The organism is Mannheimia haemolytica (assembly GCA_900638155.1).
GTDB lineage: Bacteria > Pseudomonadota > Gammaproteobacteria > Enterobacterales > Pasteurellaceae > Mannheimia > Mannheimia glucosida.
Map to the genome: position 1 here is coordinate 1674184 of LR134495.1, position 24537 is coordinate 1698720.

Below are 24537 nucleotides of genomic sequence, written 5' to 3' on the forward strand. Positions count from 1 at the left end.
CTTCGAGCCTGCGACCTCAAATGACAAACTCGAAGCATTATATCATCTCTTACTAAATTGTATATTTAATATCCGAATTAGCTTCTTTTCCCGCTAATTTATCTAACATTGACTGTGTCACTAATACAATGCCATTTTTGCTGACACGAAAACGTTTCGCATCTTCTTCGGCATTTACGCCAATTTCTAAGCCATCAGGAATTACACAATGTCTGTCAATCACAGCGCGCTTAATCACGCAATTTTTACCGATAGTCACCTGCGGTAAAATCACTGTGTGTTCAATCACCGACTCCGCTTCAACGTGAACACGGTTAAATAAGACCGAATTACTGATTTCTGCATCGGTAATCACACAACCACCGGCAATCAGAGAGTTATCTAAGGTTCTGGCCCGTGCACGATTATAGAAAAAACGTGCCGGTGCGGTTTGTTGCGGACGACCGTGAATCGGCCAAGATTCATCATATAAATCTAATTCCGGATCTTCAGACACTAAATCCATATGGGCAGCCCAGTAGCTGTCAATCGTCCCAACATCTCGCCAGTAAATTGCCCCACTGGCATTACGCCCTTTACAAGAACGTTCAAATGGGTGGGCATATAGCACACCTTGCTCTACTGCTTTTGGAATAATATCTTTACCGAAATCATGTGAGGTTCCTGGTGTAGAGGCTTCTTTTTCCAGCATTTCATAGAGATAATCTGCATTAAATACATAAATCCCCATTGATGCGAGCGAAGAATCCGGTTTTCCCGGCATTGCAGGTGGATCGGCCGGTTTTTCTACGAACTCTTTCACTTTTAGTTTTTCATTCACCGCCATTACCCCAAACTCTGTTGCTTGCGAGCGAGGCACTTCAATACAGCCTACAGTACATTTCGCCCCTTGATCGACGTGATCTTTCAACATTTGGGTGTAGTCCATTTTATAGATATGATCCCCTGCTAAAATCACCACATATTTTGGTCTGTAGTGCGATTTCATCATCGCCATATTTTGATACACCGCATCCGCTGTACCACGATACCAAGTGTTTTCATCTAACTGTTGGCGTGCCGGTAACATATCAATATATTGGTTACGTTCATAAGGTAAAAATGACCAACCACGTTGTAAATGGCGCAACAAAGAGTGTGCTGCATATTGGGTAATCACCCCGATTTTTAATAAATTCGAGTTAATACAATTTGATAACGCAAAATCAATAATACGGCGACTTCCACCGAAATAGACTGCTGGTTTTGCACGTTTATCGGTTAATTCGTATAGGCGGGAGCCTCGTCCTCCTGCAAGAATTAATACTAAGGTATCGTTGGTTAAATCTTGTCTTGCAACAAGAGCCGTTGATTCTTGGTTAAGCATATTGTGTCTCCAATTTATTAGCGAACATTACATCACTTTTTTGAAGTACGCATACACCCATATTATTGAGCGTAACCGCTTGCGTGTCTGTCATCAAAGTACCTTGAGCCTGCTCCAACACAACTTTCCAGTTGCCTTGTGGCAGTAAAAACGATTGAGGTTGTCGATTAGCATTGAATAAAAGCAGCCATTCTTGCTGTAATAAAACGGCAAGCCCATTATGTTGATTATGCCAATCATCAATATTCATTGGTTGAGCAGTAGGATTCAGCCATTGTACTGAATCCTCGTGCCACCAACTATTTTGCTGGGAAAGCAAAGCAATTTTTTTACGTAACCGAATTAAACTACGAACATAATCCAGTCGTGTGTGGTTTATATTTTCCCAATCTAGCCAAGTGATCTCATTATCTTGGCAGTAACTATTATTGTTACCCAGCTGGCTATGCCCGATTTCATCACCGGCTAAAAGCATCGGCACACCTGCAGATAAAAAGAGAGTAGAGAGCAAACTACAAGCGGTGATTTCTCGCTGTTTTTTTACCAATTCATCAGCTGTTTGCCCTTCAACACCGTGGTTATTGCTATAGTTGCTGTTATGCCCGTCTCGGTTTTGTTCACCATTTGCCCAATTATGTTTTTGCTGATAGCTGGTGAGATCTTGTAACGTAAACCCATCGTGTGCCGTAATGAAATTGATACTTTTTGAAACAGAATATTTAGCAAACACATCATCACTTCCGGCCAATCGCCGTGCAAAAAGCCCCCAATCACCTTGGTTTTGTAGCCAAAAACGGCGTATATCATCACGATAACGATCGTTCCACTGATAAAAAGGCTCAGGGAATTGCCCTAATTGATAACCTTCTGCACCAATATCCCAAGGCTCAGCAATCAACTTAATATGTGTTAATTTAGAATGGCTTTTAAGCGCTGTGAAAAAATCTGCTTTTTCAGAAAAACTAGGTGTTCTACCTAGAATTGAGGCAAGATCAAAGCGGAATCCATCAATATGGCACTCCTCCACCCAATAGGTTAAGCAATCGATTGCCCATCGAAGTATATAAGGATTGCTCAAATTTAAAGTATTGCCACAGCCTGTCCAATTTTCGTATTCGCCCTTTTTATCTAGCCAATAAGCTGTATTGTCAATGCCTCTAAAGCTCAGCATCGGCCCACTTTTATCACTTTCAGCCGTGTGGTTAAACACAATATCCAGAATCACTTCAATATGAGCTTGATGTAAGGTTTTTACGAGCTGTTTAAACTCTTTGAGCGGATTTTGCTTATCTGCGGCTAAGTTCGGTTCAACGGCAAAATTGCCTAATACATTATAGCCCCAATAATTCACAAGCCCCTGTTTCTGCAAATGGGTTTCATCAATATGGTAAGTGATAGGTAGAAGTTCTACTGCGGTTATTCCTAAGGTTTTTAAATATTCTATCGAAACAGGGTGAGCCAAACCGGCAAAAGTGCCTCGAATGTCGCTTGGAATCTGCAAGTTCCGCTGACTAAAACCTTTCACCTGCATTTCATAAATAATAGTCTCTGCCCAAGGAGTGAATAACTGGCTATCATTTTCCCAATCAAAATGCTCATCAATCACGATAGACTTAGGTGCAAGAGAGGCATTATCCCGCTCATCGTTCCATTTATACCAAGCGGCTGCCTCTGCACTACTTAAATCCGGCTTCCCTTCAATCGCTTTAGCGTAAGGATCAGTCAATAATTTTTGCGGATTAAATAACAAACCGGCTTGTTCATCTTGTATGCCTTTCACCCTGTAGCCATATTTTGTACCAGCCTGTACACCTGCTACAAAAATGTGCCAAGTATCTCCGGAAGAAAACATCGGAATACTGGTTTCGTGGTGATTTTCATCAAAAAGACATAACTCAATAGCGGTTGCATTTTGCGAAAAAATTGCAAAATTTGTACCAAATTCGCCCGCTTGTCTATCAAGTTTACTGCCTAAAGGAAAAGGCTTACCTCTAAAATAGTGCATATTATTTTTTATGTTTCTTTAAGTTATGTTTTGTTTTGTTTTTTTGTCTGCGGCTCTTTTGAGGAAGATAGTCGATAGTGGTGGCAAAGTAATGCTCAAGGAGTAGGCTTTACCGTGCGATGCGACCAACTCACTGGCAAATCGGTTTGCATTGCTGATATTACTACCGCAATAGCAAGCTAAATCAGAATTAAGAATTTCTTGATATTCCGATAATTCATTCACTCCAAAACGGTAATTTTCACGCACAATCGGGGTGAAATTACTCACCACAATCACCGAATCGCCATTTTTGGCTTTACGCTCAAAAGCAAACACCGAATTATCGTGATCGTCCACCACTAACCACTCAAAACCTTCAGGATTGTAATCTTGCTCAAACAGTGCAGGGGTTTGGGTGTATAAATGGTTAAGGGCTTTTACCCAACCCAACACGCCTTTATGCCATTCGCCCCCTTCTTCCCCGAGTAAATACCAATCTAAGCTCTCGGCAAAATTCCACTCTTTACCTTGTGCAAATTCATTGCCCATAAAGAGTAATTTTTTGCCCGGATAGCCCCACATATAGCCATAATAGGCTCGCAAGTTCGCAAATTTTTGCCAGCAATCCCCCGGCATTTTATTCAGTAATGAACCTTTGCCGTGAACGACTTCATCGTGTGAAAGCGGTAGAACAAACTGTTCGCTGTATTGGTAGGTCATACCAAAGGTCATTAAATTGTGGTGATAGCGGCGGTAAATCGGATCTTTCTGCATATAGCGTAAAGTGTCGTTCATCCAGCCCATGTTCCACTTGTAATTAAAACCTAAACCGTCTTGTTCGGTCGGGTGCGACACGCCGGCAAAAGAGGTAGACTCCTCTGCAATGCTCGCACCACCTTGGCTTTCATCTCTCAAAATATTATTGGTATGACGTAAGAAGTCGATTGCCTCTAAGTTCTCACGTCCGCCATATTTATTTGGAATCCACTCACCGTCTGAACGTGAATAGTCTCGATAAATCATTGATGCCACCGCATCCACCCGCAACGCATCAATACCAAAACGTTCGATCCAATAAAGTGCATTACCAGACAAATAATTGTTCACCTCATTTCTGCCGTAGTTAAAAATTAAGGTGTTCCAATCTTTGTGGTAGCCCTCTTTCGGATCGGAATGTTCGTAGAGATGGGTGCCGTCAAAATAAACCAAGCCGTGTTCATCTACCGGAAAATGCCCCACTACCCAGTCAAGAATCACACCAATGCCTTTATCGTGAGCTTTTTGGATAAAGTAGCTCAAGCCCTCAGGCGTACCAAAACGGCTGGTTGGCGAATAAATACCGGTGGTTTGATAACCCCAAGAGCCATCAAACGGAAATTCGGAAATAGGCAGCAATTCAATATGGGTAAAGCCCATATCTTTCACATAAGGAATGAGTTCATCGGCAAGCTCTTCATAGCTAAGCCAATAATTATTTTCAATATTGCGTCGCCAAGAGCCTAAATGCACTTCATAAATGGAAATCGGTTTATCGGGAGCATTCGCATTACGGCAGGTTTTCTCGGCTGGCACAATGCTTGGCAAGCCGGAAACAATAGAGGCTGTTTCTGGGCGGAATTGGGAGGCGAAGGCGTAAGGGTCGGATTTCAACCGTAGCACGCCGTTTCGATCCAACACTTCAAATTTATAGCAAACCCCTTTTTTCACATTCGGCAGGAAAATATCCCAAATGCCGGAATCGGGGTGGAATCGCATTGAATGCACCAAGCCGTTCCAGTGGTTGAAATCCCCAACCACGGAAACCCGCTGAGCGTTCGGCGCCCAGACGCTAAAATGCACGCCCCCAACTTCATTTTGTGTGACTAAATGTGCGCCTAATTTTTCGTACGGGCGAAGTTGTTTTCCCTCAGCAAACAGCCAGTTATCCAGCTCTTGAATGTGGGTTTTAAAACGGTAAGGGTCTTCAATATCCACCGTTGAATCAGGGTATTCCACCAACAAGCGGTAAGAAAAATCTGTTTTTTTACCAATCAGTTCTGCAATAAAAAAGCCTCTATCATCAATTTTTAGCATTGATGACACAGGCTTTCCGTTTAAATCGATCACTTGGCAAGCTATGGCAGAAGGAAGAAATACCCTAATAATAACGCCGTTATTGCTAGGGTGAATACCTAGGTAGGAGAAAGGATCATTACAAGAACCCGAAGAAAGTCGCTCAACAAAAGAAGCATCTTTTTCAGAATAAGTATAGTCTTGCATCGGCACTCCTTGCTTAAAGCGTTTAATACTTAAATTTCAATAGTTCTCACTCTATCACTAAATAGAAATAAAAGAAGTGGATTTACGCCATTTTTTGAGCTAAATCACAAAATAAAATCGTTTTAATCTTTAGTTTAAATCATCAAACCTTAAATTTTGTGACATAGATCACATTTTGAAACATTTTTATGGATATTTTTAGTTGGCTATAACGGTTTAGCAAAATATAGAGTAAACTAACCATAACATTACAGTTTAAAAATCAACTTTAAATCCAAGGAGCTAAAATGCTTAATTTATCGGCAAAAAACATCCGTTTAAATGGTTCAGCAAGCAACAAAGAAGAAGTTATCCGTTTTGTTGCCGCCGAATTAGTCGCCAAGGGCAATGTAGCAGCCGGCTATGAAGTCGGTATGCTTAATCGTGAAACCCAAACCTCTACTTTTTTAGGTAACGGAATTGCTATTCCCCACGGCACGCTTGATACCCGTGATTTAGTCAAAGAAACCGGCGTGCAAATTATCCAACTTCCGCAAGGCGTGGAATGGGGCGAAGGCAACACTGCTTATGTAGTTATCGGGATTGCGGCTAAATCGGACGAACACTTAACCTTACTCCGTCAACTCACCACTGTATTAAGTGATGAAGATGCCGCAGCTACATTAGCGAAAACGCAAAATTTAGATGAATTTATTGCCGTATTAAGCGGTAAGAAAAACCTTCCTACCTTATCTCCAGAGCTGATTTCTTTGAATGTAGAGTCTTCAAGCCTTATCACTTTATCAGCCATTAACGCAGCCAAACTACAAGAGCAAGGCTATGTTTCCCAAGCATTCATCAGCGATGTGGTTGCCAACAAAGCATTACATTTAGGCAATAATCTATTTGTGGTGGATTCCGCCAAAGGTAACCAAGCTAACGGGGTCGCTATTGCCCGTAATACGCAAGGTCAAACTCTATTAACGGTGGCAGAAACCGACAATGCTCTGCAACCATTATTAGCTCAATTATTGAAATCAGAGGTGAGAAGCCAGTTTGCTCATTTCTCTGCGGAACAAATGCTTGGTTTATTAAAAGGCGAAAGCGTAACTTCAACCCCTGTAACCAATGCCGAAGCGAGTGGCAACCAAGTGATTGGTACATTCACTATTCGTAACGACAACGGCTTACACGCTCGCCCTGCTGCGGTGTTAGTACAAACCGTAAAACCTTTCTCCTCGAAAATCAGCGTAGAAAATTTAGACCGCAACACCGCACCGGCAAGTGCGAAAAGTGCAATGAAAGTGGTAGCGTTAGGGGCGAGCCAAGGGCATCGTTTACGCTTTGTAGCAGAGGGCGAAGACGCTCAACAAGCGATTGAGGCATTACAACAAGCAATTATTAACGGCTTAGGCGAAAGTGTTTCATTTGTCCCGGCTGTGGAGGATACGATTGAAAGCATTGCTATTTCAGCAATTCCTGCGGAAGAAACTGCGACTGCTACCGATGCCAATACGAAAGAAGCCACCTTTGTAATCAAAAACGAACATGGTTTACACGCTCGACCAAGTGCTGTGTTGGTGAATGAAGTAAAAAAATTCAACGCCAAAATTGAAGTGCAAAATGTTGATAAAAATTCACCGCTTGTAAGTGCCAAAAGCCTAATGAAAATTGTTGCCCTTGGCGTAACCAAAGGCACGACGCTACGCTTTGTCGCAACCGGTGATGATGTCGAAGTAGCACTAGCGGCTATCGGAGCTGCCATTGAAGCCGGTTTAGGCGAATAAATGAGGAATCATTATGCGTATTGCAACCGTTACCCTCAACCCCGCCTTTGATTTAGTCGGCAAACTTCAACGTATTGAAATCGGCGAAGTGAACACCGTAGAAACTCTTGGTTTATACCCTGCCGGCAAAGGTATTAACGTTGCTAAAGTTTTAGCTGACTTAGGCACAAAACTTTCTGTAACTGGTTTTTTAGGCGAGGAGAATCAAGGCGACTTCGTTACTGCTTTCAAACAAAACGATCTCACTGATGAGTTTTACCGTATTCAAGGCAAAACTCGCATTAACGTTAAAATTACCGAAACCGAAGCCGATGTGACCGATCTGAACTTCCTCGGCTTTGAAATTTCGGAAAACGATTGGGATAATTTTGTGATTCAATCCAGCCAATGGCAAAGCAAATTTGATTTAGTTGCAGTGTGTGGCTCGCTTCCTCGTGGTGTAACGCCGGAAAAATTTGCTTCTTGGTTGGAATCTTTACACCGCCAAGGCTTAAAAGTGGTGTTAGATACCAGCAATGCGGCACTCACCGCTGGCTTAACCGCTCACCCTTGGTTAGTGAAACCAAACCGCCGAGAGCTGGAAGTGCTGGTCGGGCATTCACTCAACTCAATCGAAGAGATTATTAGTGCAGCTGAACAATTACGTTCCCGTGGTATTGAAAATGTAATTATATCAATGGGCGAAAAAGGCTCTCTTTGGCTCAATCAAGAAGGCGTATTACAAGCTCGTCCGCCACGTTGTGAAAACGTAGTTAGCACGGTAGGTGCAGGTGATTCAATGGTTGCCGGCTTGATTTACGGCTTATCTCAAGGTTGGAGCAAAGAGCAAACCTTGCGTTTTGCCTCCGCCACATCTGCCCTAGCCGTTGCTCAAAGTAACGTTGGGATCGCAGACCGTGCGGCGTTAGACGATATTATTAAACAAACCGATATTACCGTGATTTCAGAAAATCATTAAACCTCAATCAAAGGAACAAACCAATATGAATATTTCTTTTGTATTTCCTCAAACACTAGGCAACGCACGCCGTTTCTTAGTGAATGAAATGTTATCTGCCGCTGCCAAGCAACAAGGACACAATGTTGTGGCGGCAAACCAAGCTGATTTTGTGGTGTTATTCGATAACGCAATTCCACAAGAAGCTGCCGGCAAGCAAGGGGCAATTTTGGACTTAGAACAAGCCTTTGCTCAACCTGAAGCCAGTCTCAAACAAGCGGTCGAAAATGCACAAACTTTTGCAAATGCTACCGCCACCACTACGGTTTCATCTGGTGTGAAAAATATCGTTGCTGTTACCGCTTGCCCAACTGGCGTGGCTCATACTTTTATGTCTGCAGAGGCGATTGAAAACTATGCCAAAGCACAGGGTTGGAACATCAAGGTTGAAACCCGTGGTCAAGTAGGTGCAGGTAATCCAATTTCTGCCGAAGAAGTTGCTGCAGCAGATTTAGTCTTCGTGGCTGCCGATATTGACGTTGATTTGGAAAAATTCAAAGGCAAACCGATGTATCGCACCTCAACCGGTTTAGCGTTGAAGAAAACTGCTCAAGAGTTTGAAAAAGCCTTTGCTCAAGCGAAAATTTACGAAGGTGGTGTGGCAAAAGCGGATAATGCTGAAGCTCCAACTTCTGAGAAAAAAGGGTTATATAAACACTTGATGACCGGTGTATCACATATGTTACCGCTGGTGGTAGCAGGTGGCTTATTAATCGCGATCTCATTTATGTTCGGGATTGAAGCCTTCAAAGATGAAACTATCGCAGGTGGTTTACCGAAAGCCTTAATGGATATTGGTGGCGGTGCGGCATTCCACTTAATGATTGCAGTATTCGCTGGCTATGTAGCGTTCTCAATTGCAGACCGTCCGGGGTTAGCAGTCGGTCTTATCGGCGGTATGCTTGCCACCACCGCAGGAGCAGGGATTTTAGGTGGTATCGTAGCCGGTTTCTTAGCTGGTTATACCGTAAAATTCTTAAATGGTGCAATTCAGCTACCGGCAAGTTTAACCTCACTTAAACCTATTTTGATTTTACCACTCTTAGGCTCAGCGATTGTCGGCTTACTGATGATTTATGTCATCAACCCACCGGTGAAAGCATTAATGGATGCCTTAGTGGAATGGTTAAACACAATGGGGCAAACCAATGCAATTATTTTAGGTATTATTCTCGGTGCGATGATGTGTACCGATATGGGTGGTCCGGTGAATAAAGCGGCTTATACCTTTGGTGTGGGTTTAATTGCTTCACAACAATATATGCCAATGGCAGCGGTGATGGCGGCAGGTATGGTTCCACCAATTGGTATGGCGATTGCGACCCTGATTGCTCGCAGCAAATTCAACACTAACCAACGTGATGCAGGTAAAGCTTCATTCGTGTTAGGTTTATGCTTTATTTCAGAAGGGGCATTACCGTTCGTGGCGGCAGACCCTGTGCGTGTAATTGCCAGCTCAATCTTAGGCGGTGCAACCGCCGGTGCAATTTCAATGGCACTAGGCATTACCTTACAAGCCCCACACGGCGGTTTATTCGTGATTCCATTCGTTTCACAACCGTTAATGTACTTAGCTGCTATTGCCATCGGCTCATTAGTCACCGGCGTAGTCTATGCCGCTATCAAACAAAAAGCGGAATAATTTACGAACAAAAAACGGAGCGAAATGCTCCGTTTTTTATATCACATAGATAACGAATGTATCAGCGTATGTGTGTGCAACGAAGTGATTTTATGCAATCTTTCCAAGCGGTTTATCCCTTGGGCGTTAATCAAGATTGTTTCATTTTAATTACACCAAAAGGAAATCTAAAATGAATCAACAACCTCCAGTTTCCGTTCGTTTAAAACAAGAGGGTTTAATCGCTTTTAAGCAAGCCTATCAGCGAGCAAAAAAAGCCGGTCTATTGAAATCGGTCAAATAATCTTTAAACCGCTTGTTCTACAAGCGGTTTATTTTTCCTTAATTATCACACCTTTCTACGAAAACTATCCCAACTCAGTAACCCAATTGAAATCAGCAGGCAGATCATCAAAATATAGGAATTGGCATCGAGTTTTTCGCCGATGGCAAAAGAAATCAGCAACATCACCAGTGGCTCAACATAGCCTAGCAAGCCTAACACATTAACCGGTAATAAATTGCTGGAAGCAATGTAGAGAATAAAGGCACTACCGCTTACCACACCAAGCAATGCGAGGTAGCAATAAATTTGCGGATTTTCAGCCACGATTGGCGTCATTTCTACTTGGCTGAGGTAATAAAGTGCAACGGGTAACACCAATAACAATTCCACAAAAAAAGTAGCTAACGTGTTGATTTGAAAATAACGGCGAAGGGTAATATAAAGCGGGTAGCCTAGCCCAGCTACCCAAGTCGCCCACGAAATCGTGCCGCTAAAAAACACACTGCTGCCAACACCGATTACCGCAAAAAGCAAAGAAAGCCATTTCAGGCGGGTAAAATGCTCTTTGAACACTATTTTACCTAATGCTACCGCCACAATCGGCAAAAGCAAGTAACCGAGCGACACCTGTAACGCTTGCCCGTGATTCGGTGCCCATAAAAACAGCCAAAGCTGTACACCGGTGTTGAGTGCAAGAAGCAAAATGACGAATGCAAGCGGTGGATTTTGTCGAATTTTTTGCAAAAGGTCAGCAAAAGCCGATTGCTGTTTAAACAATATAATCGCGAGCAAAATAAACGGAATGACTACCACTATCCGAAAACCGAACATCGCCTCTCCCTCTAACGGGCGAAGCAATATCGCAAAATAGTAAACTGCTCCAAACAGTACATTGGCTGCAAGCGAAGCTAAAATTCCTTTGAGCATTTGGCTTTCCTCTTATCAACAATCAAACAACAAGCGGTTGACTTTGAACAAAAATTTACAAATCTTAACTACGCCCCATAGTATGAAAAAATTTGTAAGTAAGCTAGCTATATTCGATTTTTCCCGATACAATGCTCCCAATTTTTCACTCTTTTATTTATAGGACTTCATAATGAAAAAGATTTTTTGGATTTTACTGATCGCCGTGCTTGCTGTTGGTGGTTATTCTTTAACAAAATACAACGATTTAATGCGTGCAGAAGAAGACATCAACTCCGTATGGGGAAATGTTGAATCGGCTTACCAACGCCGTGCGGATTTAATTCCAAACTTAGTGAATACCGTAAAAGGTCAGGCTAACTTTGAGAAAGAAACCTTAACCTCTGTGATTGAAGCTCGTGCAAAAGCAACAGCGGTAACGATTGACCCAAGTAATGCCACCGAAGAGCAAATGGCTAAATTCCAAGAAGCACAACAAGGCGTAAACTCTGCTCTTTCACGCTTATTGGTTTCAGTTGAGAAATACCCTGAATTAAAAGCTCACGAAGCGTTTTTAAATCTGCAAGCTCAATTAGAAGGCACGGAAAATCGCATTAACGTTGAACGCAATAACTTTAACGAAAAAGTGAAAGAGTACAACAAACAAGTGCGTGAATTCCCAACCAAATTAGCAGCAATGATTATGGGCTTTAAAGCAAAACCGCAATTTAAATCTGAAGCAGGTTCTGATAAAGCACCAACCGTAAACTTCAACTAATTTTAGTTTCAATTTATTCATATTAAAAGCAATAAGCTCTTTCAAATTCGGTGCTTATTGCTTTCTTTTTAAGGGGAACAAATGGGATTATTTTCTTTTCTCTCCAACAAATTACCGATAGATACGCAACGCATTGAACAGGCGATTGCCGATTTAGAGCAAAAAACCTCTGCCGAATTGCGTGTGGTGGTGGAACGAAAAGCCAAAATCGGCAAAACCGACAACGCCGCTATGTTGCGAGCAAGCGAGCTTTTCGATGAATTAAAAATGCGTGAAACGGCTGAACGTAACGGTGTGTTGATCTACCTTTCGTTCAAACCTCACTACGCTGCCATTATTGGCGATGAAGGCATTCATCAAAAAGTCGATAATGATTTTTGGCAAAAAATCTATGCTACTATGTGCCTAGATTGCCAAAAGAGCGATTACACCCAAGCCATTTGCGATGCAATCAAAATGGTAGAAGCTCCGCTCGCTCACCATTTCCCTTATCAGGCTGATGATAAAAACGAGCTTTCAAACGAGGTGGTAGTCAAATGATGAAATCCCTTTGCAAATTTCCATCTATTTTCAACCGCTTGTTATTGGTGTGCTTGGCTCTGTTTAGCCTAAATGCCACAGCGGTAACCTACCCTGAACCGCCAAATCCGTTTTATTACATTACGGATTACACCAAAAACACCTTAAGCCAACAAGAATGGCGGACATTAGAAGATGCCTTAATTGCCAACCGTGCCAAAACGAGTTCGCAAATTGCCGTCGTAATCGTCCCAAGTACGGAAGGCGAAGCAGTTTCAACCTATGCTCACACCTTGTTTAACAAATGGGGGATCGGGCGGAGCAAAAACAACGAAAACAATGGTGTACTGTTATTAATTGCCAAAAATGATCGCAAACTCTTTATCGCCACCGGACGTGGACTTGAAGGCGCATTGCCTGATGCGATTGCATCGAGCATTATCCGCAATGACATCACGCCATTCTTCAAACAAGAGCAATATGCAGCCGGTATCGCTCGTGGCTTATCTGCCATTATGGCGGCCATTAACGGGGAATATGCCCCTTATGCAAGTTATGGCGAAGAAATGCAAGAATTTGATGACATAGACGGCTTACTCTTTTTCTTGTTTGCCGGCATTGTGATTTTCCTGATTTTCCGCCCACGAGGAAACAGCACCTATATTAGCCCTGGTTCAATGGATCAACTAGGACAAATACTAAGAGAAAGCCAACGCAGAGGTGGAGGCTTTGGCGGTGGTCTCGGAGGTGGCTTTGGTGGTGGCTCAGGCGGATTTGGCGGAGGCTTCGGTGGTGGTTTTGGCGGAAGCAGAGGCAGTGGCGACAGCTTCGGCGGTGGTTCATCAGGCGGTGGTGGAGCCGGAGGGAGCTGGTAGTTTCCGCCAAATTTAAAACAATACAAGCGGTCATATTTCTCGAAAAAATTGCGTATTTTTCGCTAAACACCCCAAAAGGCTAGTGAAAATAAGACCGCTTCCTCACTTCTCTAAGCTATGCCCTTTTTAGTAACAATGCTACGGCTTCACAAGCTATGCCTTCACCTCGCCCGGTAAACCCTAATTTTTCTGTTGTAGTGGCTTTTACATTTACCTGTGAAATATCGCATTCCAAATCGCCTGCGATAATCTGACGCATTTTATCAATATGTGGTCGCATCTTCGGAGCTTGAGCAATAATGGTTACATCGACGTTACCGACTTGATAGCCCAATTCTTGCACTTGTCGGTAAGCTTCAATCAACAAACCACGACTATCGGCATTTTTGTATTGCATATCAGTATCAGGGAATAATTTGCCGATATCACCTAAAGCTGCTGCGCCAAGCAACGCATCTGTTAAAGCGTGCAGCGCTACATCTCCGTCACTATGCGCAATGAAGCCTGTGTGATAAGGCACTTCAACCCCAGCAATCATCAGTGGTCTATCTTCGCCAAAAGCGTGAACATCAAAACCGTGTCCAATACGTATCATTTTAGTTCTCCAAATTATGTGTAAGGTAAAATTCCGCTAAGGCTAAATCTTCAGGGCGAGTGATTTTGATATTATCACTTCTACCTGAAACCAATTGTGGCTGGTAGCCTGCAAGCTCCATTGCAGATGCTTCGTCTGTTACCTGAAGCTTATTGGCAAAAGCGGAGGATAATGCTTGTTTTAATGCTTGAGCAGGAAAAAATTGTGGGGTTAAAGCGTGCCATAAGGTTGAGCGATCTTCTGTGTGTGCGATTTTCGTGCCGTTTGCTCTTTTCATCGTATCTACCACTGGAATGGCGAGAATGCCACCTTGCGGATCGTTAATTTGCAAAAGTTTATCTAAATCTGACCGCTTGAGGCAAGGGCGAGCCGCATCGTGAACTAATGCCCAAGCATTTTCAGTGTTGATTTCCTGTAAGGCATTTAGCACTGAATCTGCTCTCGTTTCCCCTCCAAAAACAAGTTGGATCTTAGGGGATTTTAGGAGTTCCAATGTGGAATAAAAAGGGTCTTTTCTTGCCACCGCTACAATCACTTTTTCAACATGAGGGTGTTCAAGAAAAATAGACACTGTATGTTCTAGGATAGTCTTACCCTTTAATAGTAAATATTGTTTTGGTTTTTCTGCTTGCATCCGGCTACCAACTCCTGACGCCGGAATTACTGCAATAATTTTTCGCTTCATAATATATCAATTATGTATTATTTGTTTTTTGGTACAATTCGGTAGAACATCTCGTTCTCTTTTACCATTTCTCGTTCAAGTCTTGCTCTCTCTTCAAGTGCATCTACGCCGTTCTTTAAATCGTAAATTTCGGCTTCAATTAGTTTATTGCGTGAAGTAAGCTTTGTGTTTTCTACTTTTAATAAAGCAATTTCTTCTTGCACTTCTTGATAATCACTCCAACCATTTTTTCCAAACCAAAAGCTATATTGAAAAAAGCCGAGTAATAGAGCAAAAAAAGTAATTAATAAACGCATTTATTTTCTCTTATATGAAATAGTAATGAACTAAGCGGGTTGATTTTACCTTGAATTTGCAAAAAATTCTAAAAATCTTACCGCTTGTGATTTAAACAGGCGATGGATAGTGCTAAATGTATTCGAAAAATTGATATAAAACAAACAAATGCGTATTTTAAAGCGATTTTTTTAAACTAAATGTCAAAAATTTGAAGTATGTAACATTTTTTATTTTTTAATTCTCGTATAATCAGTCCAGTTTTAAATTTATAACTATTATGAGGTAACCACTATGTTAAATCGTATTGAACAAGAACTTGCAGACTTAGGCATTACAAATGTAAAAGAAATCGTGCGTAACCCGAGCTATGAGCAACTGTTTGAAGAAGAGATGAAACCGGATCTTAAAGGTTATGAAAAAGGCGTCCTAACAAATTTAGGCGCAGTAGCGGTAGATACCGGCATTTTCACGGGGCGTTCGCCGAAAGATAAATATATCGTATTAGATGAAACGACAAAAGATACTGTCTGGTGGACATCTGATGCAGCTAAAAATGATAATAAACCGATGACTCAATCTACTTGGCAAAGTTTAAAAACCTTAGTGACCGATGAGTTATCTAATAAGCGTTTATTTATTATTGATGCTTTCTGTGGTGCAAGCCCTGAGCATCGCATCAATGTGCGTATTATTACCCAAGTTGCGTGGCAAGCTCACTTTGTAAAAAATATGTTTATTCGCCCTACAGAAGAAGAATTAAAAGATTTCAAACCGGATTTTGTGGTAATGAACGGTTCCCAAGTAACTAACCCGAACTGGAAAGAGCAAGGCTTAAATTCAGAAAACTTTGTGGCATTTAATATCACAGAAGGTGTTCAGATCATTGGCGGTACTTGGTACGGTGGTGAGATGAAAAAAGGTATGTTCTCTATGATGAACTACTTCTTACCATTAAAAGGTGTCGCTTCAATGCACTGTTCAGCCAATGTGGGCGAAGAAGGTGATGTGGCGGTTTTCTTTGGTTTATCAGGAACCGGTAAAACGACACTATCAACCGATCCGAAACGCAAATTGATTGGTGACGATGAACACGGTTGGGACGAAAACGGCGTATTTAACTATGAAGGTGGTTGCTATGCGAAAACCATCAACCTTTCTATTGAAAACGAGCCGGATATTTACCGTGCAATCCGTCGTGATGCGTTATTAGAAAACGTGGTGGTGCGTGAAGATGGCACTATTGATTTTGATGATAAATCAAAAACAGAAAATACCCGTGTGAGCTATCCGATTTATCATATTGATAATATTGCCGTGCCGTCAAAAGCAGGACACGCTAAAAAAGTGATTTTCTTAACGGCAGATGCATTCGGCGTATTGCCACCGGTGTCTAAATTAACGCCTGAACAAACTAAATACTACTTCTTATCAGGCTTTACCGCAAAATTAGCAGGTACAGAGCGTGGTATTACTGAGCCAACCCCAACTTTCTCTGCTTGTTTCGGTGCGGCGTTCTTATCACTCCACCCGACACAATATGCTGAAGTGTTAGTGAAACGTATGGAAGCAGCCGGTGCGGAAGCCTATTTAGTGAATACCGGTTGGAACGGCACAGGTAAACGTATTTCGATTAAAGATACACGGGGTATTATTGATGCCATCTTAGACGGCTCAATTGAGAAAGCGGAAATGAGTACATTACCAATCTTCAATTTAGCCATTCCAACTGCGTTACCGGGTGTAGAAACCCACATTTTAGACCCTCGTAACACTTATGAAGACAAAGCACAATGGCAAGCTAAAGCAGAAGATTTAGCTGGCAGATTTGTGAAAAACTTTGAAAAATATGCGACCAACGAGGAAGGCAAAGCATTAATTGCTGCTGGTCCGAAGTTATAAGTTGTAATTATAAGTTATAATCGCTAAAAAATTAGTTTAGGACTAAACCTTGAATGAGGTTTAGTCCTTTTGTATAAAGGAGAAGCACAAATAATGACAACATTCCAATTAAGGCTGAAAGCCAAAGATGAGCTTACCCCACACCCAACGGCACAATATTGGCGGAAATGCCAAGTAGAAGAACTGTTTGACTTACCGTTTATGGATTTAGTGTTTAGGGCGGCACAAATTCATCGTGAAAATTTTGATGCTAATGCGATCCAGCTTTCAACGTTACTCTCAATTAAAACAGGAGGCTGTCCGGAAGATTGCGAATATTGCCCCCAATCTGCCCGCTATGATACAGGCATAGAAAAGCAAACAATGCTTGATGTAGAGACGATTGTAGAAAAAGCTAAAATTGCCAAAGAGCGTGGAGCAAGCCGCTTTTGTATGGGGGCTGCGTGGCGAGGACCTAAGCCTAAAGATATTAAAGTAGTCTCAGAAATCATCAATGCGGTGAAATCATTGGGGCTAGAAACCTGTGGTACTTTCGGTATGCTTGAAGAGGGAATGGCAGAAGAATTAAAGCAAGCAGGGCTGGATTACTACAACCATAATTTAGATACCGATCCTGAACGTTATAACAAAATTATACATACCCGCAATCACGAAGATCGAATGGCCACTTTAGGTAAAGTTCGCAATGCCGGCTTGAAAGTTTGCTGTGGCGGTATTGTGGGAATGAACGAAACCCGCCCCGAGCGAGCAGGCCTAATTGCAAGCCTCGCTAACCTCGATCCTCAACCTGAAAGCGTACCGATTAATCAGTTGATTAAAGTAGAAGGTACACCGCTTACCAATGCCGAAGATTTAGACTGGACAGAATTTGTTCGTACCATTGCGGTAGCAAGAATTACTATGCCTCAAAGCTTTGTCCGACTTTCTGCTGGCAGAACTACTATGCCGGAAGCAATGCAAGCCCTCTGTTTTATGGCTGGAGCAAATTCGATTTTCTATGGCGATAAATTACTTACTACAGAAAATCCGGAAGAAGATCATGATCGCCAATTAATGGATAAATTAGATTTATATCCGCTACAATATGTAGCCTGAGTGCCAATGATTTTTGCCTGAAAATTAAAGAATCAAGCGTTATTTTACGCAAATTTCTAACATAAAATAACCGCTTGTCAAATTCGTTCTTGTCTTATTTTAAAATTTATCTATAATGTGAGGTCTTACGCAAGCTTGCGTAATTCGATGGGGCGTTATTGGTTCCTCGCAATGGTGTTCAGCTTACTTGATCAGGTTCGGAAGAAAGCAGTCTGGGTTGAAATTTCTGTGTGCCGAGGGTTGCTGGTAACGCCCCACCCTTTTTATTTAATCCCTATTTATCAGGAGAAAATGATGCTCCAGATTACCCCAATTCCAGCCTTAAGTGATAATTACATTTGGGCAATCCAACAACACAACAATCTGATTATCGTGGATCCGGCTGAATCACAACCTGTATTTGATTTTATTGCAAAAAATTCGCTAAATTTGACCGCTATCTTGCTTACCCATAATCATCACGACCATACTGATGGTGTGCCTAACATAGCAAAACGCTACCCAAATATTCCGGTTTACGGTCCGAAAGAAGTCGCAAAATTTGCTACCGTTATTATATCACCGGATCAACAGCTTAAATTATTTGATTATGACGTAAACATTCTTGAAAGTGCGGGGCATACTGCAGGGCATATTAGCTATTTGTTTGGGTATGATTACCTATTCTGCGGGGATTCACTTTTTTCTGGTGGCTGTGGCAGGGTTTTTACTAGGGATTACCAAGCGCAATTTGATGCGTTACAACGCTTTAAACAACTACCTAATTCCACTCAAGTCTACCCCGCTCACGAATACACCCAAAGTAATTTGAAATTTGTCGAAGCAGTTCTACCTCCAAGCTGTATATTGGCAGAATATCAAGAACAGGTTGATCTTTTACGTTCGCAAAACAAACCGACTTTGCCAACCACTATTGGCTTGGAAATGCAGGTGAACCCGTTTATGCAAGCGGTCGATTTAGCCGAATTTATTGCACTTCGTCAGCAAAAAGACAATTTTTAACCTCATATTTCTAATTAAGCATTAAAGCCTCTCACTTTAATGCTTTTTGGTTAAATAAAACCTTTGCAAACATTGCTTGTCAATTCCACTCTGGCTTATCCTATGGTATAGTTACGACTATTTTTAGCTTAATTTATTATTTTAGTGAGTAAAATTCTGTGAACCTCGATCCTCAAAATATGCCTAAGCACGTTGCCATTATTATGGATGGCAATGGCAGATGGGCTAAGCAGAAAGGAAAATTACGCATTTTTGGTCATCAGAATGGTGTAAAGGCAGTTCGTTCTGCCGTTAGTTTTGCAGCAAAGCATCATATCCAAGTTTTAACCCTCTACGCATTTAGCAGTGAGAATTGGAGCAGACCAGAAACTGAAGTTTCAGCTTTAATGTCTCTGTTTATGAAAGCTTTAGATTCTGAAGTTAAAAAATTACATAAAAATAATATTCGCTTAAAGATTATTGGCGATAAATCCGCCTTTAGCGAAAATTTACAAAAACGCATTGCCGAATCGGAAAAATTAACCGAAAACAATACCGGGTTAATCTTAAACATTGCTGCCAACTATGGTGGTTACTGGGATATTGTTCAAGCTGCTCAACAACTAGCAGTACAAGTTAAATCTGAACAACTTGCTGTGGAGCAGATTACACCCGCATTATTTCAACAACATTTAGTGACAGAAAACCAGCCGCAAGTGGATTTATTAATTCGAACCAGTGGCGAGCAGCGGATCAGCAATTTTCTATTATGGCAAATTGCTTATGCCGAGCTGTTTTTTAGCCCGGTTTTATGGCCTGATTTTAATGATGAGGCTTTTAGTGATGCAATTTATGCTTATCAGCAACGTGAACGCCGATTCGGTGGTTGTTAATATAAAAAGAATAAGGAAATACAATGCTTAAAGAACGTGTACTTTCAGCGATTATTATGATTATTGCCGTGCTGGCTGCCATATTTTGGCTCTCACCACTTCCTTTAACTTTAGTGTTATCGGCAATTGTTGTGGCAGCAATGTGGGAATGGGCTCAATTTGCCGGCTTTAAACGCCCTGTGCCGCGTGCAATTGTGGCAATGGTGACAATCTGCTTATTACTTTTTGCAATCGTTGCGAATACTGATTATATCCGAGCAACCCGTTTTATTACTGATGAGACTACCCCTATCCTCTTTATTGGCTGTATTTGGTGGTTAATTGCCCTTGTCCTAGTGGCAACTTACCCCAACTCGGCAAAACTGTGGGAAAAATCTGTTGCAGCTAAATTCCTATTTGGACTTGCTACCTTAGTGCCGTTTTTAATTGGCACGCTCGCATTGCGTTTCCATAATTATGCACTTGATCCATACCAAGGTACTTATTTATTCCTCTATGTTTGCTTATTAGTTTGGGGGGCTGATTCCGGTGCTTATTTCGTTGGTAGAGCTTTTGGAAAACGTAAACTTGCTCCAAAAGTGTCTCCGGGTAAATCGTGGGAGGGGGTGATTGGCGGTGTCCTTACCTCAGGCGTGATTGCCTTTGTCTTTTTACAACTTACTCCTGCAAATGTGTTCGGCAAAGCACTATCAACAATGCCATTTATTTTAGTTTCAATCGCAACAGTTGCTATTTCAGTATTAGGCGACCTTGCAGAAAGTATGTTTAAACGCCAAGCAGGCATTAAAGACAGTAGCCAACTTATCCCCGGTCACGGTGGTATTTTAGATCGTATTGATAGTTTAACTGCTGCAGTTCCATTTTTTGCCACATTCTTCTTTTTTGTACTATAGAATATGACTTCCATCATTGCATTTTTTATTTTAATTTGCGTACTGGTTTTTGTTCACGAATATGGACACTTTTGGGCTGCTCGCAAATGTGGGGTGAAGGTGATCCGTTTTTCGATCGGATTTGGTAAAGTCTTATTTAAGAAAAAAGATAAACAAGGAACCGAATTTGTTTTTTCACTTATTCCTCTGGGCGGCTATGTACAAATGTGGAATGGTGAAACGGATATCAACGCTCCAGCTCAACAAGCTCTTAAAACAAAATCTGTATTGCGACGTGCATTTATTATTATAGCCGGTCCTGCTGCAAATTTTATTTTTGCGATTTTGGCATACTGGGTCGTTTTTATTGCTGGTATTCCAACTGTTAAACCTGTTATTGGGGAAATTTTACCAAACACTATCGCCTCCCAAGCAAAAATTCCTACCGAATTGGAAATTACAAAAATCGGTCATCAATCTATCCAAGATTGGGAAAGTGCATCTTTAGCACTAGTTGGTTTTGTGGGCAATAAAAATGTACCGTTAGAGGGAAATATCAACGGCAACTCAACACAAAAATATGAACTCGATTTGTCTAACTGGAATATTGACACTGCGAAAGAAAATCCATTAACCGCATTAGGTATTCGCCCCAAAAGTGCAAAAGTCACCGCTGAAATTAAACAAATTGTCGAAAATTCTCCTGCAAGCCAAGTGGGTATTCAAGCAGGTGATCGTATTCTTCAAATTAACCAGCAGCCATTTAATTGGTTCAATTTAGTTGAACTGGTACAAGCAGGTAAACCTATTGAACTTAAAATTGAACAACGAGGTCAGATTAAAGACCTTGTCGTCCAACCAGAAAAAAAAGACGAACGCTATATTATCGGAGTAATACCAAGTTATGAGCCTCTTGCAGATAAATATCGTACCGAATTAAAATATGATATTCTTACCGCATTTTATAAAAGTATTGAAAAAGTGTGGTCTCTTACCCAAACCATACTCCAATTTATCGGTAATTTAATAAGCGGTGATTTGTCCATTAAAAATTTAGGTGGGCCAATTTCAATGGCAAAAGGAGCCGGTGCAACAGCTGAAATCGGCTTAGTTTATTACCTAAGTTTTATGGCTCTAATCAGTGTCAATTTGGGGGTAATGAACTTATTTCCACTTTTACCCTTAGATGGTGGGCAACTTGTTTTATTGGCTGTTGAAGCAATTCGTGGAAAAGCATTATCAGAAAAAGTACAACTCAGATTCCAACAAATTGGATTTGCATTCGTGCTGAGTCTAATGTTATTCGCCTTTGCCAACGATATAATTCACTTTTAACAAGCGGTTAAAAAAGGTGACTTTTTTGCAAAAAGCACCCATACATCAAAATCCATAATTTGGATTTAAACTATATTATTAATAATATTGCAAAACGATCATAGGATAATTTCAATGAAAAAATTATTACTTTCCTCTCTTTTAATTGCAAACGGTGTAGTTGCTGCACCTTTCGTAGTAAAAGACATTCGTGTTGAAGGTGTGCAACCTACAACAGGTGAAGCTATCATTTCATCTATTCCAGTCAGAGTAGGCCAAACAGCGACAGATACTGATGTATCTAATGTCGTCCGCCATCTATTCAGCCAACAACGTTTTGCAGATGTTCGTGCAACACGAGAAGGCAATACGCTTGTAATCAAAGTCGCAGAAAAACCTATTATTGGCAAGGTAGAGATCGAGGGTAACCAAGCGATTCCTAAAGATGCTTTAGAGCAAAATTTGAAAGCAAACTTAATTAACCAAGGTGAAATTTTTGATGCTGCCAAACTTGAGGCTTTTAAAGAAGGGCTAATTGAACATTATCACTCTACCGGTCGTTATGAAGCCAAAATTGACACATCTGTCGTGCATAACACAGAGGGTGGCGTTAATATTAAATTAGTGATTAATGAAGGTGAAGTCGCTAAAGCCAAAACAATTAAGTTTGAAGGTAATAATGCCTTCTCTGATAAAAAATTATTAGAAAACTTAGATATTCAGCCTGATGTTTCTTGGTGGAATATTTTTGAAAGTAGCAAATTTGAACAAACCACCTATCAAAAAGACTTAGAAACATTAAGAGACTTCTATTTAAATCGTGGCTATGCAAAATTTGCTATCCAAGATACCGATGTTCAATTCAATGATAATAAAACGGAAGTTGCATTAACCTATAAATTAGATGAAGGCTCACAGTATAATATTAGTGAAATGCGAATTATCGGCAATACAGCCAATATGGATAGCAAGCTCAACGCCCTACTAAAAGAATTCAAACCAGGTCAATTATTCCGTAAATCAAACCTTACTCAAATTGAGGAAGAAATTAAATCTATTTTAGGGGACGCAGGTTATGGTTCAGCTAAAGTAGACATTTATCCTCAATTTAATGAAGAAAATAAAACCGTAAAAATCAGTTTTGTTGTGGATGCCGGTCGTCGTATTTATGTTCGTAAAATCCGTTTTGAAGGTAATGATGTCACTGCAGATTCAACATTACGTCGTGAAATGCGCCAACAAGAAGGTGCTTGGCTTTCCACAAACAAAGCTTCTCTAGGTAAAGCTCGTTTAGAAAGAACCGGTTTCTATGAAAGTGTTGATATGTCAATGCCAAATGTAGAAGGTACAGCCGATCAAGTTGATGTAGTGTATAAAATTAAAGAACGCAATACCGGTAGTATTAACTTTGGTATCGGTTACGGCACGGAAAGCGGTATCAGCTATCAAGCAGGAATTAAACAAGACAATTTCTTAGGCATGGGGTCAACTATCAGTCTAAATGGTACCCGTAATGACTATGGTACCAGCGTTAACTTAGGCTATACCGAACCTTACTTTACTAAAGATGGTGTAAGTTTAGGCGGTAATATTTTCTATGAAGATTATGATAACTCAGACAATGATTCCGTAGCGTCATATAAGCGCCAAACCTATGGTATTAACGGAACTCTTGGCTTCCCTGTTAATGAAAATAACTCCTATTATTTAGGCTTAGGTTACACACACGATAAAATAAAAAATGCGGCTCGAGAATATACTCGAGAAAAATATGTAAAATCAATGAACTTTGAGTTCGATCCAGCTGCCGATTATTACAAAAAAATCAAAGCGGACGATTTTGATTTTTCTCTCGGTTGGAACTACAACAGCTTGAATAGAGGCTATTTCCCGACTGAAGGAACTACCGCAAACATTGGCGGTAAAATCACAATTCCTGGCTCTGATAATAAATATTACCGAGTCAGTGCAGACTTTAGAAATTATTACCCGTTAAACCGTGAGCACAAATGGGTAATTTCAACGAAAGCTAGCATTGCTTATACTAATGGATTTGGTGGTAAAGAAGTTCCGTTCTATCAGCTTTATACTGCCGGAGGTATTGGTACACTAAGAGGTTTCTCTTACGGTGCAGTAGGGCCTCAAGCGATTTACTATAATACAAAATCCGGCAAATTTGATAGCATGAATAATGATATTATCGGTGGTAATGCGTTAGCTGCGGCAAGCTTGGAATTAATCACACCAACGCCATTTGTGAGCGAAAAATATCAGCACAATGTAAGAACCTCTCTCTTTGTTGATGCTGCAAGTGCATGGAATACAAAATGGAAGAAAGATGAATATACGAACTTGCCTGACTATGGTGATTTCAAACGTTTCCGTGCTTCCGCCGGTATTGCATTCCAATGGATGTCTCCAATCGGGCCATTATCATTCTCTTATGCGAAACCAATTCGTAAATATGATAATGATGATATTGAACAATTCCAGTTCAACATTGGTAGTTCATTCTAATTAACCACAAGCGGTTAATAAATGTAAAAAATTTGCAACTTAGCCGC

The 24537-nt window shown here is 41.0% G+C and carries 20 protein-coding genes and 1 other RNA gene; 14 read left to right on the forward strand and 7 right to left on the reverse strand.

The features are described from left to right. Window positions 1-52 precede the first annotated feature (52 nt). From glgC to glgB, 3 genes are read right to left on the reverse strand one after another with little or no spacing between them, the layout of a single operon-like run. Complete coding sequence (gene glgC / locus EL242_RS08260) at window positions 53-1366, reverse strand: glucose-1-phosphate adenylyltransferase (RefSeq protein ID WP_006248929.1); 1314 nt, start codon at window positions 1364-1366, stop codon at window positions 53-55. Then, a complete protein-coding gene (glgX, locus tag EL242_RS08265) occupies window positions 1359-3371 on the reverse strand; it encodes a glycogen debranching protein GlgX (protein WP_126302197.1) in 2013 nt (670 codons plus the stop codon). The genes glgC and glgX overlap by 8 nt, the downstream gene beginning before the upstream one ends. 18 nt (window positions 3372-3389) lie before the next feature. After that, entirely contained in the window at window positions 3390-5612 is a 2223-nt protein-coding gene (gene glgB / locus EL242_RS08270) for a 1,4-alpha-glucan branching protein GlgB (protein ID WP_126302198.1), read from the reverse strand. Window positions 5613-5899: 287 nt separating this feature from the next. Between glgB and fruB the strand changes: the two genes are divergently transcribed. Genes fruB through EL242_RS08285 form a run of 3 tightly spaced genes read left to right on the forward strand, consistent with a single transcriptional unit; the run spans window position 5900 to window position 10017 of the window. Then, window positions 5900-7378: a fused PTS fructose transporter subunit IIA/HPr protein gene (gene fruB, locus EL242_RS08275; protein WP_126302199.1), complete on the forward strand. Its 1479-nt coding sequence runs from the start codon at window positions 5900-5902 to the stop codon at window positions 7376-7378. A 13-nt stretch (window positions 7379-7391) separates the two neighbouring features. After that, window positions 7392-8336 carry a 1-phosphofructokinase gene (fruK, locus tag EL242_RS08280; protein WP_126302200.1) on the forward strand — a complete coding sequence of 315 codons (945 nt, stop codon included), beginning with the start codon at window positions 7392-7394 and terminating at the stop codon, window positions 8334-8336. A 25-nt stretch (window positions 8337-8361) separates the two neighbouring features. Further along, window positions 8362-10017 (forward strand): fructose-specific PTS transporter subunit EIIC, encoded by a 1656-nt coding sequence (locus EL242_RS08285; protein ID WP_126302201.1) that lies wholly within the window; start codon window positions 8362-8364, stop codon window positions 10015-10017. Between the two features lie 328 nt (window positions 10018-10345). On the opposite strand, the gene rarD is transcribed toward EL242_RS08285, so the two are convergent. Then, window positions 10346-11209 carry an EamA family transporter RarD gene (rarD, locus tag EL242_RS08295; protein ID WP_126302202.1) on the reverse strand — a complete coding sequence of 288 codons (864 nt, stop codon included), beginning with the start codon at window positions 11207-11209 and terminating at the stop codon, window positions 10346-10348. A gap of 172 nt (window positions 11210-11381) precedes the next feature. Here rarD and EL242_RS08300 point away from each other — a divergent pair, with 172 nt between their 5' ends. The 3 genes from EL242_RS08300 (at window position 11382) to EL242_RS08310 (ending at window position 13360) form a co-directional block, all read left to right on the forward strand. Further along, window positions 11382-11966 carry a LemA family protein gene (locus tag EL242_RS08300; protein WP_006251323.1) on the forward strand — a complete coding sequence of 195 codons (585 nt, stop codon included), beginning with the start codon at window positions 11382-11384 and terminating at the stop codon, window positions 11964-11966. Window positions 11967-12047: 81 nt separating this feature from the next. After that, window positions 12048-12506, forward strand: coding sequence for a TPM domain-containing protein (locus EL242_RS08305; protein ID WP_126302203.1), 459 nt, complete (start codon window positions 12048-12050; stop codon window positions 12504-12506). Continuing rightward, window positions 12503-13360, forward strand: a complete 858-nt coding sequence (locus EL242_RS08310) for a TPM domain-containing protein (RefSeq protein WP_126302204.1) — start codon at window positions 12503-12505, stop codon at window positions 13358-13360. The genes EL242_RS08305 and EL242_RS08310 overlap by 4 nt, the downstream gene beginning before the upstream one ends. A gap of 115 nt (window positions 13361-13475) precedes the next feature. Here EL242_RS08310 and ispF read toward each other — a convergent pair whose 3' ends face one another. Genes ispF through ftsB form a run of 3 tightly spaced genes read right to left on the reverse strand, consistent with a single transcriptional unit; the run spans window position 13476 to window position 14936 of the window. Then, the gene (gene ispF / locus EL242_RS08315) at window positions 13476-13955 is read right to left on the reverse strand and encodes a 2-C-methyl-D-erythritol 2,4-cyclodiphosphate synthase (protein WP_126302205.1); all 480 of its coding nucleotides are present in this window, start codon (window positions 13953-13955) and stop codon (window positions 13476-13478) included. A gap of 1 nt (window position 13956) precedes the next feature. Then, window positions 13957-14640, reverse strand: a complete 684-nt coding sequence (gene ispD / locus EL242_RS08320; RefSeq protein ID WP_126302206.1) for a 2-C-methyl-D-erythritol 4-phosphate cytidylyltransferase — start codon at window positions 14638-14640, stop codon at window positions 13957-13959. Window positions 14641-14657: 17 nt separating this feature from the next. Further along, a complete protein-coding gene (gene ftsB / locus EL242_RS08325) occupies window positions 14658-14936 on the reverse strand; it encodes a cell division protein FtsB (RefSeq protein WP_006248439.1) in 279 nt (92 codons plus the stop codon). A gap of 274 nt (window positions 14937-15210) precedes the next feature. On the opposite strand from ftsB, the gene pckA reads away from it, so the two are divergent. The 8 genes from pckA to bamA all read left to right on the forward strand — a co-directional run bounded on the left by pckA (window position 15211) and on the right by bamA (window position 24490). Then, window positions 15211-16818: a phosphoenolpyruvate carboxykinase (ATP) gene (gene pckA, locus EL242_RS08330; RefSeq protein ID WP_126302207.1), complete on the forward strand. Its 1608-nt coding sequence runs from the start codon at window positions 15211-15213 to the stop codon at window positions 16816-16818. A gap of 93 nt (window positions 16819-16911) precedes the next feature. Continuing rightward, the gene (gene bioB, locus EL242_RS08335) at window positions 16912-17913 is read left to right on the forward strand and encodes a biotin synthase BioB (RefSeq protein WP_126302208.1); all 1002 of its coding nucleotides are present in this window, start codon (window positions 16912-16914) and stop codon (window positions 17911-17913) included. Window positions 17914-18068: 155 nt separating this feature from the next. After that, window positions 18069-18166: signal recognition particle sRNA small type (gene ffs, locus EL242_RS08340), an RNA gene on the forward strand. Between the two features lie 41 nt (window positions 18167-18207). Next, window positions 18208-18915, forward strand: a complete 708-nt coding sequence (gene gloB, locus EL242_RS08345) for a hydroxyacylglutathione hydrolase (RefSeq protein WP_126302737.1) — start codon at window positions 18208-18210, stop codon at window positions 18913-18915. Between the two features lie 158 nt (window positions 18916-19073). Further along, window positions 19074-19787: a polyprenyl diphosphate synthase gene (gene uppS, locus EL242_RS08350; protein WP_126302209.1), complete on the forward strand. Its 714-nt coding sequence runs from the start codon at window positions 19074-19076 to the stop codon at window positions 19785-19787. Between the two features lie 23 nt (window positions 19788-19810). Further along, entirely contained in the window at window positions 19811-20680 is an 870-nt protein-coding gene (locus tag EL242_RS08355; RefSeq protein ID WP_126302210.1) for a phosphatidate cytidylyltransferase, read from the forward strand. Window positions 20681-20683: 3 nt separating this feature from the next. Then, complete coding sequence (rseP, locus tag EL242_RS08360) at window positions 20684-21994, forward strand: RIP metalloprotease RseP (protein ID WP_126302211.1); 1311 nt, start codon at window positions 20684-20686, stop codon at window positions 21992-21994. Window positions 21995-22108: 114 nt separating this feature from the next. Beyond that, window positions 22109-24490: an outer membrane protein assembly factor BamA gene (bamA, locus tag EL242_RS08365; protein ID WP_126302212.1), complete on the forward strand. Its 2382-nt coding sequence runs from the start codon at window positions 22109-22111 to the stop codon at window positions 24488-24490. Window positions 24491-24537: the final 47 nt, after the last annotated feature.

Bases quoted from the DNA above. Each gene is read 5' to 3' on its own strand.
- glgC (WP_006248929.1), bottom strand. From the start codon at position 1,366: ATGCTTAACCAAGAATCAACGGCTCTTGTTGCAAGACAAGATTTAACC.
- glgX (WP_126302197.1), bottom strand. From the start codon at position 3,371: ATGCACTATTTTAGAGGTAAGCCTTTTCCTTTAGGCAGTAAACTTGAT.
- glgB (WP_126302198.1), bottom strand. From the start codon at position 5,612: ATGCAAGACTATACTTATTCTGAAAAAGATGCTTCTTTTGTTGAGCGA.
- fruB (WP_126302199.1), top strand. From the start codon at position 5,900: ATGCTTAATTTATCGGCAAAAAACATCCGTTTAAATGGTTCAGCAAGC.
- fruK (WP_126302200.1), top strand. From the start codon at position 7,392: ATGCGTATTGCAACCGTTACCCTCAACCCCGCCTTTGATTTAGTCGGC.
- EL242_RS08285 (WP_126302201.1), top strand. From the start codon at position 8,362: ATGAATATTTCTTTTGTATTTCCTCAAACACTAGGCAACGCACGCCGT.
- rarD (WP_126302202.1), bottom strand. From the start codon at position 11,209: ATGCTCAAAGGAATTTTAGCTTCGCTTGCAGCCAATGTACTGTTTGGA.
- EL242_RS08300 (WP_006251323.1), top strand. From the start codon at position 11,382: ATGAAAAAGATTTTTTGGATTTTACTGATCGCCGTGCTTGCTGTTGGT.
- EL242_RS08305 (WP_126302203.1), top strand. From the start codon at position 12,048: ATGGGATTATTTTCTTTTCTCTCCAACAAATTACCGATAGATACGCAA.
- EL242_RS08310 (WP_126302204.1), top strand. From the start codon at position 12,503: ATGATGAAATCCCTTTGCAAATTTCCATCTATTTTCAACCGCTTGTTA.
- ispF (WP_126302205.1), bottom strand. From the start codon at position 13,955: ATGATACGTATTGGACACGGTTTTGATGTTCACGCTTTTGGCGAAGAT.
- ispD (WP_126302206.1), bottom strand. From the start codon at position 14,640: ATGAAGCGAAAAATTATTGCAGTAATTCCGGCGTCAGGAGTTGGTAGC.
- ftsB (WP_006248439.1), bottom strand. From the start codon at position 14,936: ATGCGTTTATTAATTACTTTTTTTGCTCTATTACTCGGCTTTTTTCAA.
- pckA (WP_126302207.1), top strand. From the start codon at position 15,211: ATGTTAAATCGTATTGAACAAGAACTTGCAGACTTAGGCATTACAAAT.
- bioB (WP_126302208.1), top strand. From the start codon at position 16,912: ATGACAACATTCCAATTAAGGCTGAAAGCCAAAGATGAGCTTACCCCA.
- gloB (WP_126302737.1), top strand. From the start codon at position 18,208: ATGCTCCAGATTACCCCAATTCCAGCCTTAAGTGATAATTACATTTGG.
- EL242_RS08355 (WP_126302210.1), top strand. From the start codon at position 19,811: ATGCTTAAAGAACGTGTACTTTCAGCGATTATTATGATTATTGCCGTG.
- rseP (WP_126302211.1), top strand. From the start codon at position 20,684: ATGACTTCCATCATTGCATTTTTTATTTTAATTTGCGTACTGGTTTTT.
- bamA (WP_126302212.1), top strand. From the start codon at position 22,109: ATGAAAAAATTATTACTTTCCTCTCTTTTAATTGCAAACGGTGTAGTT.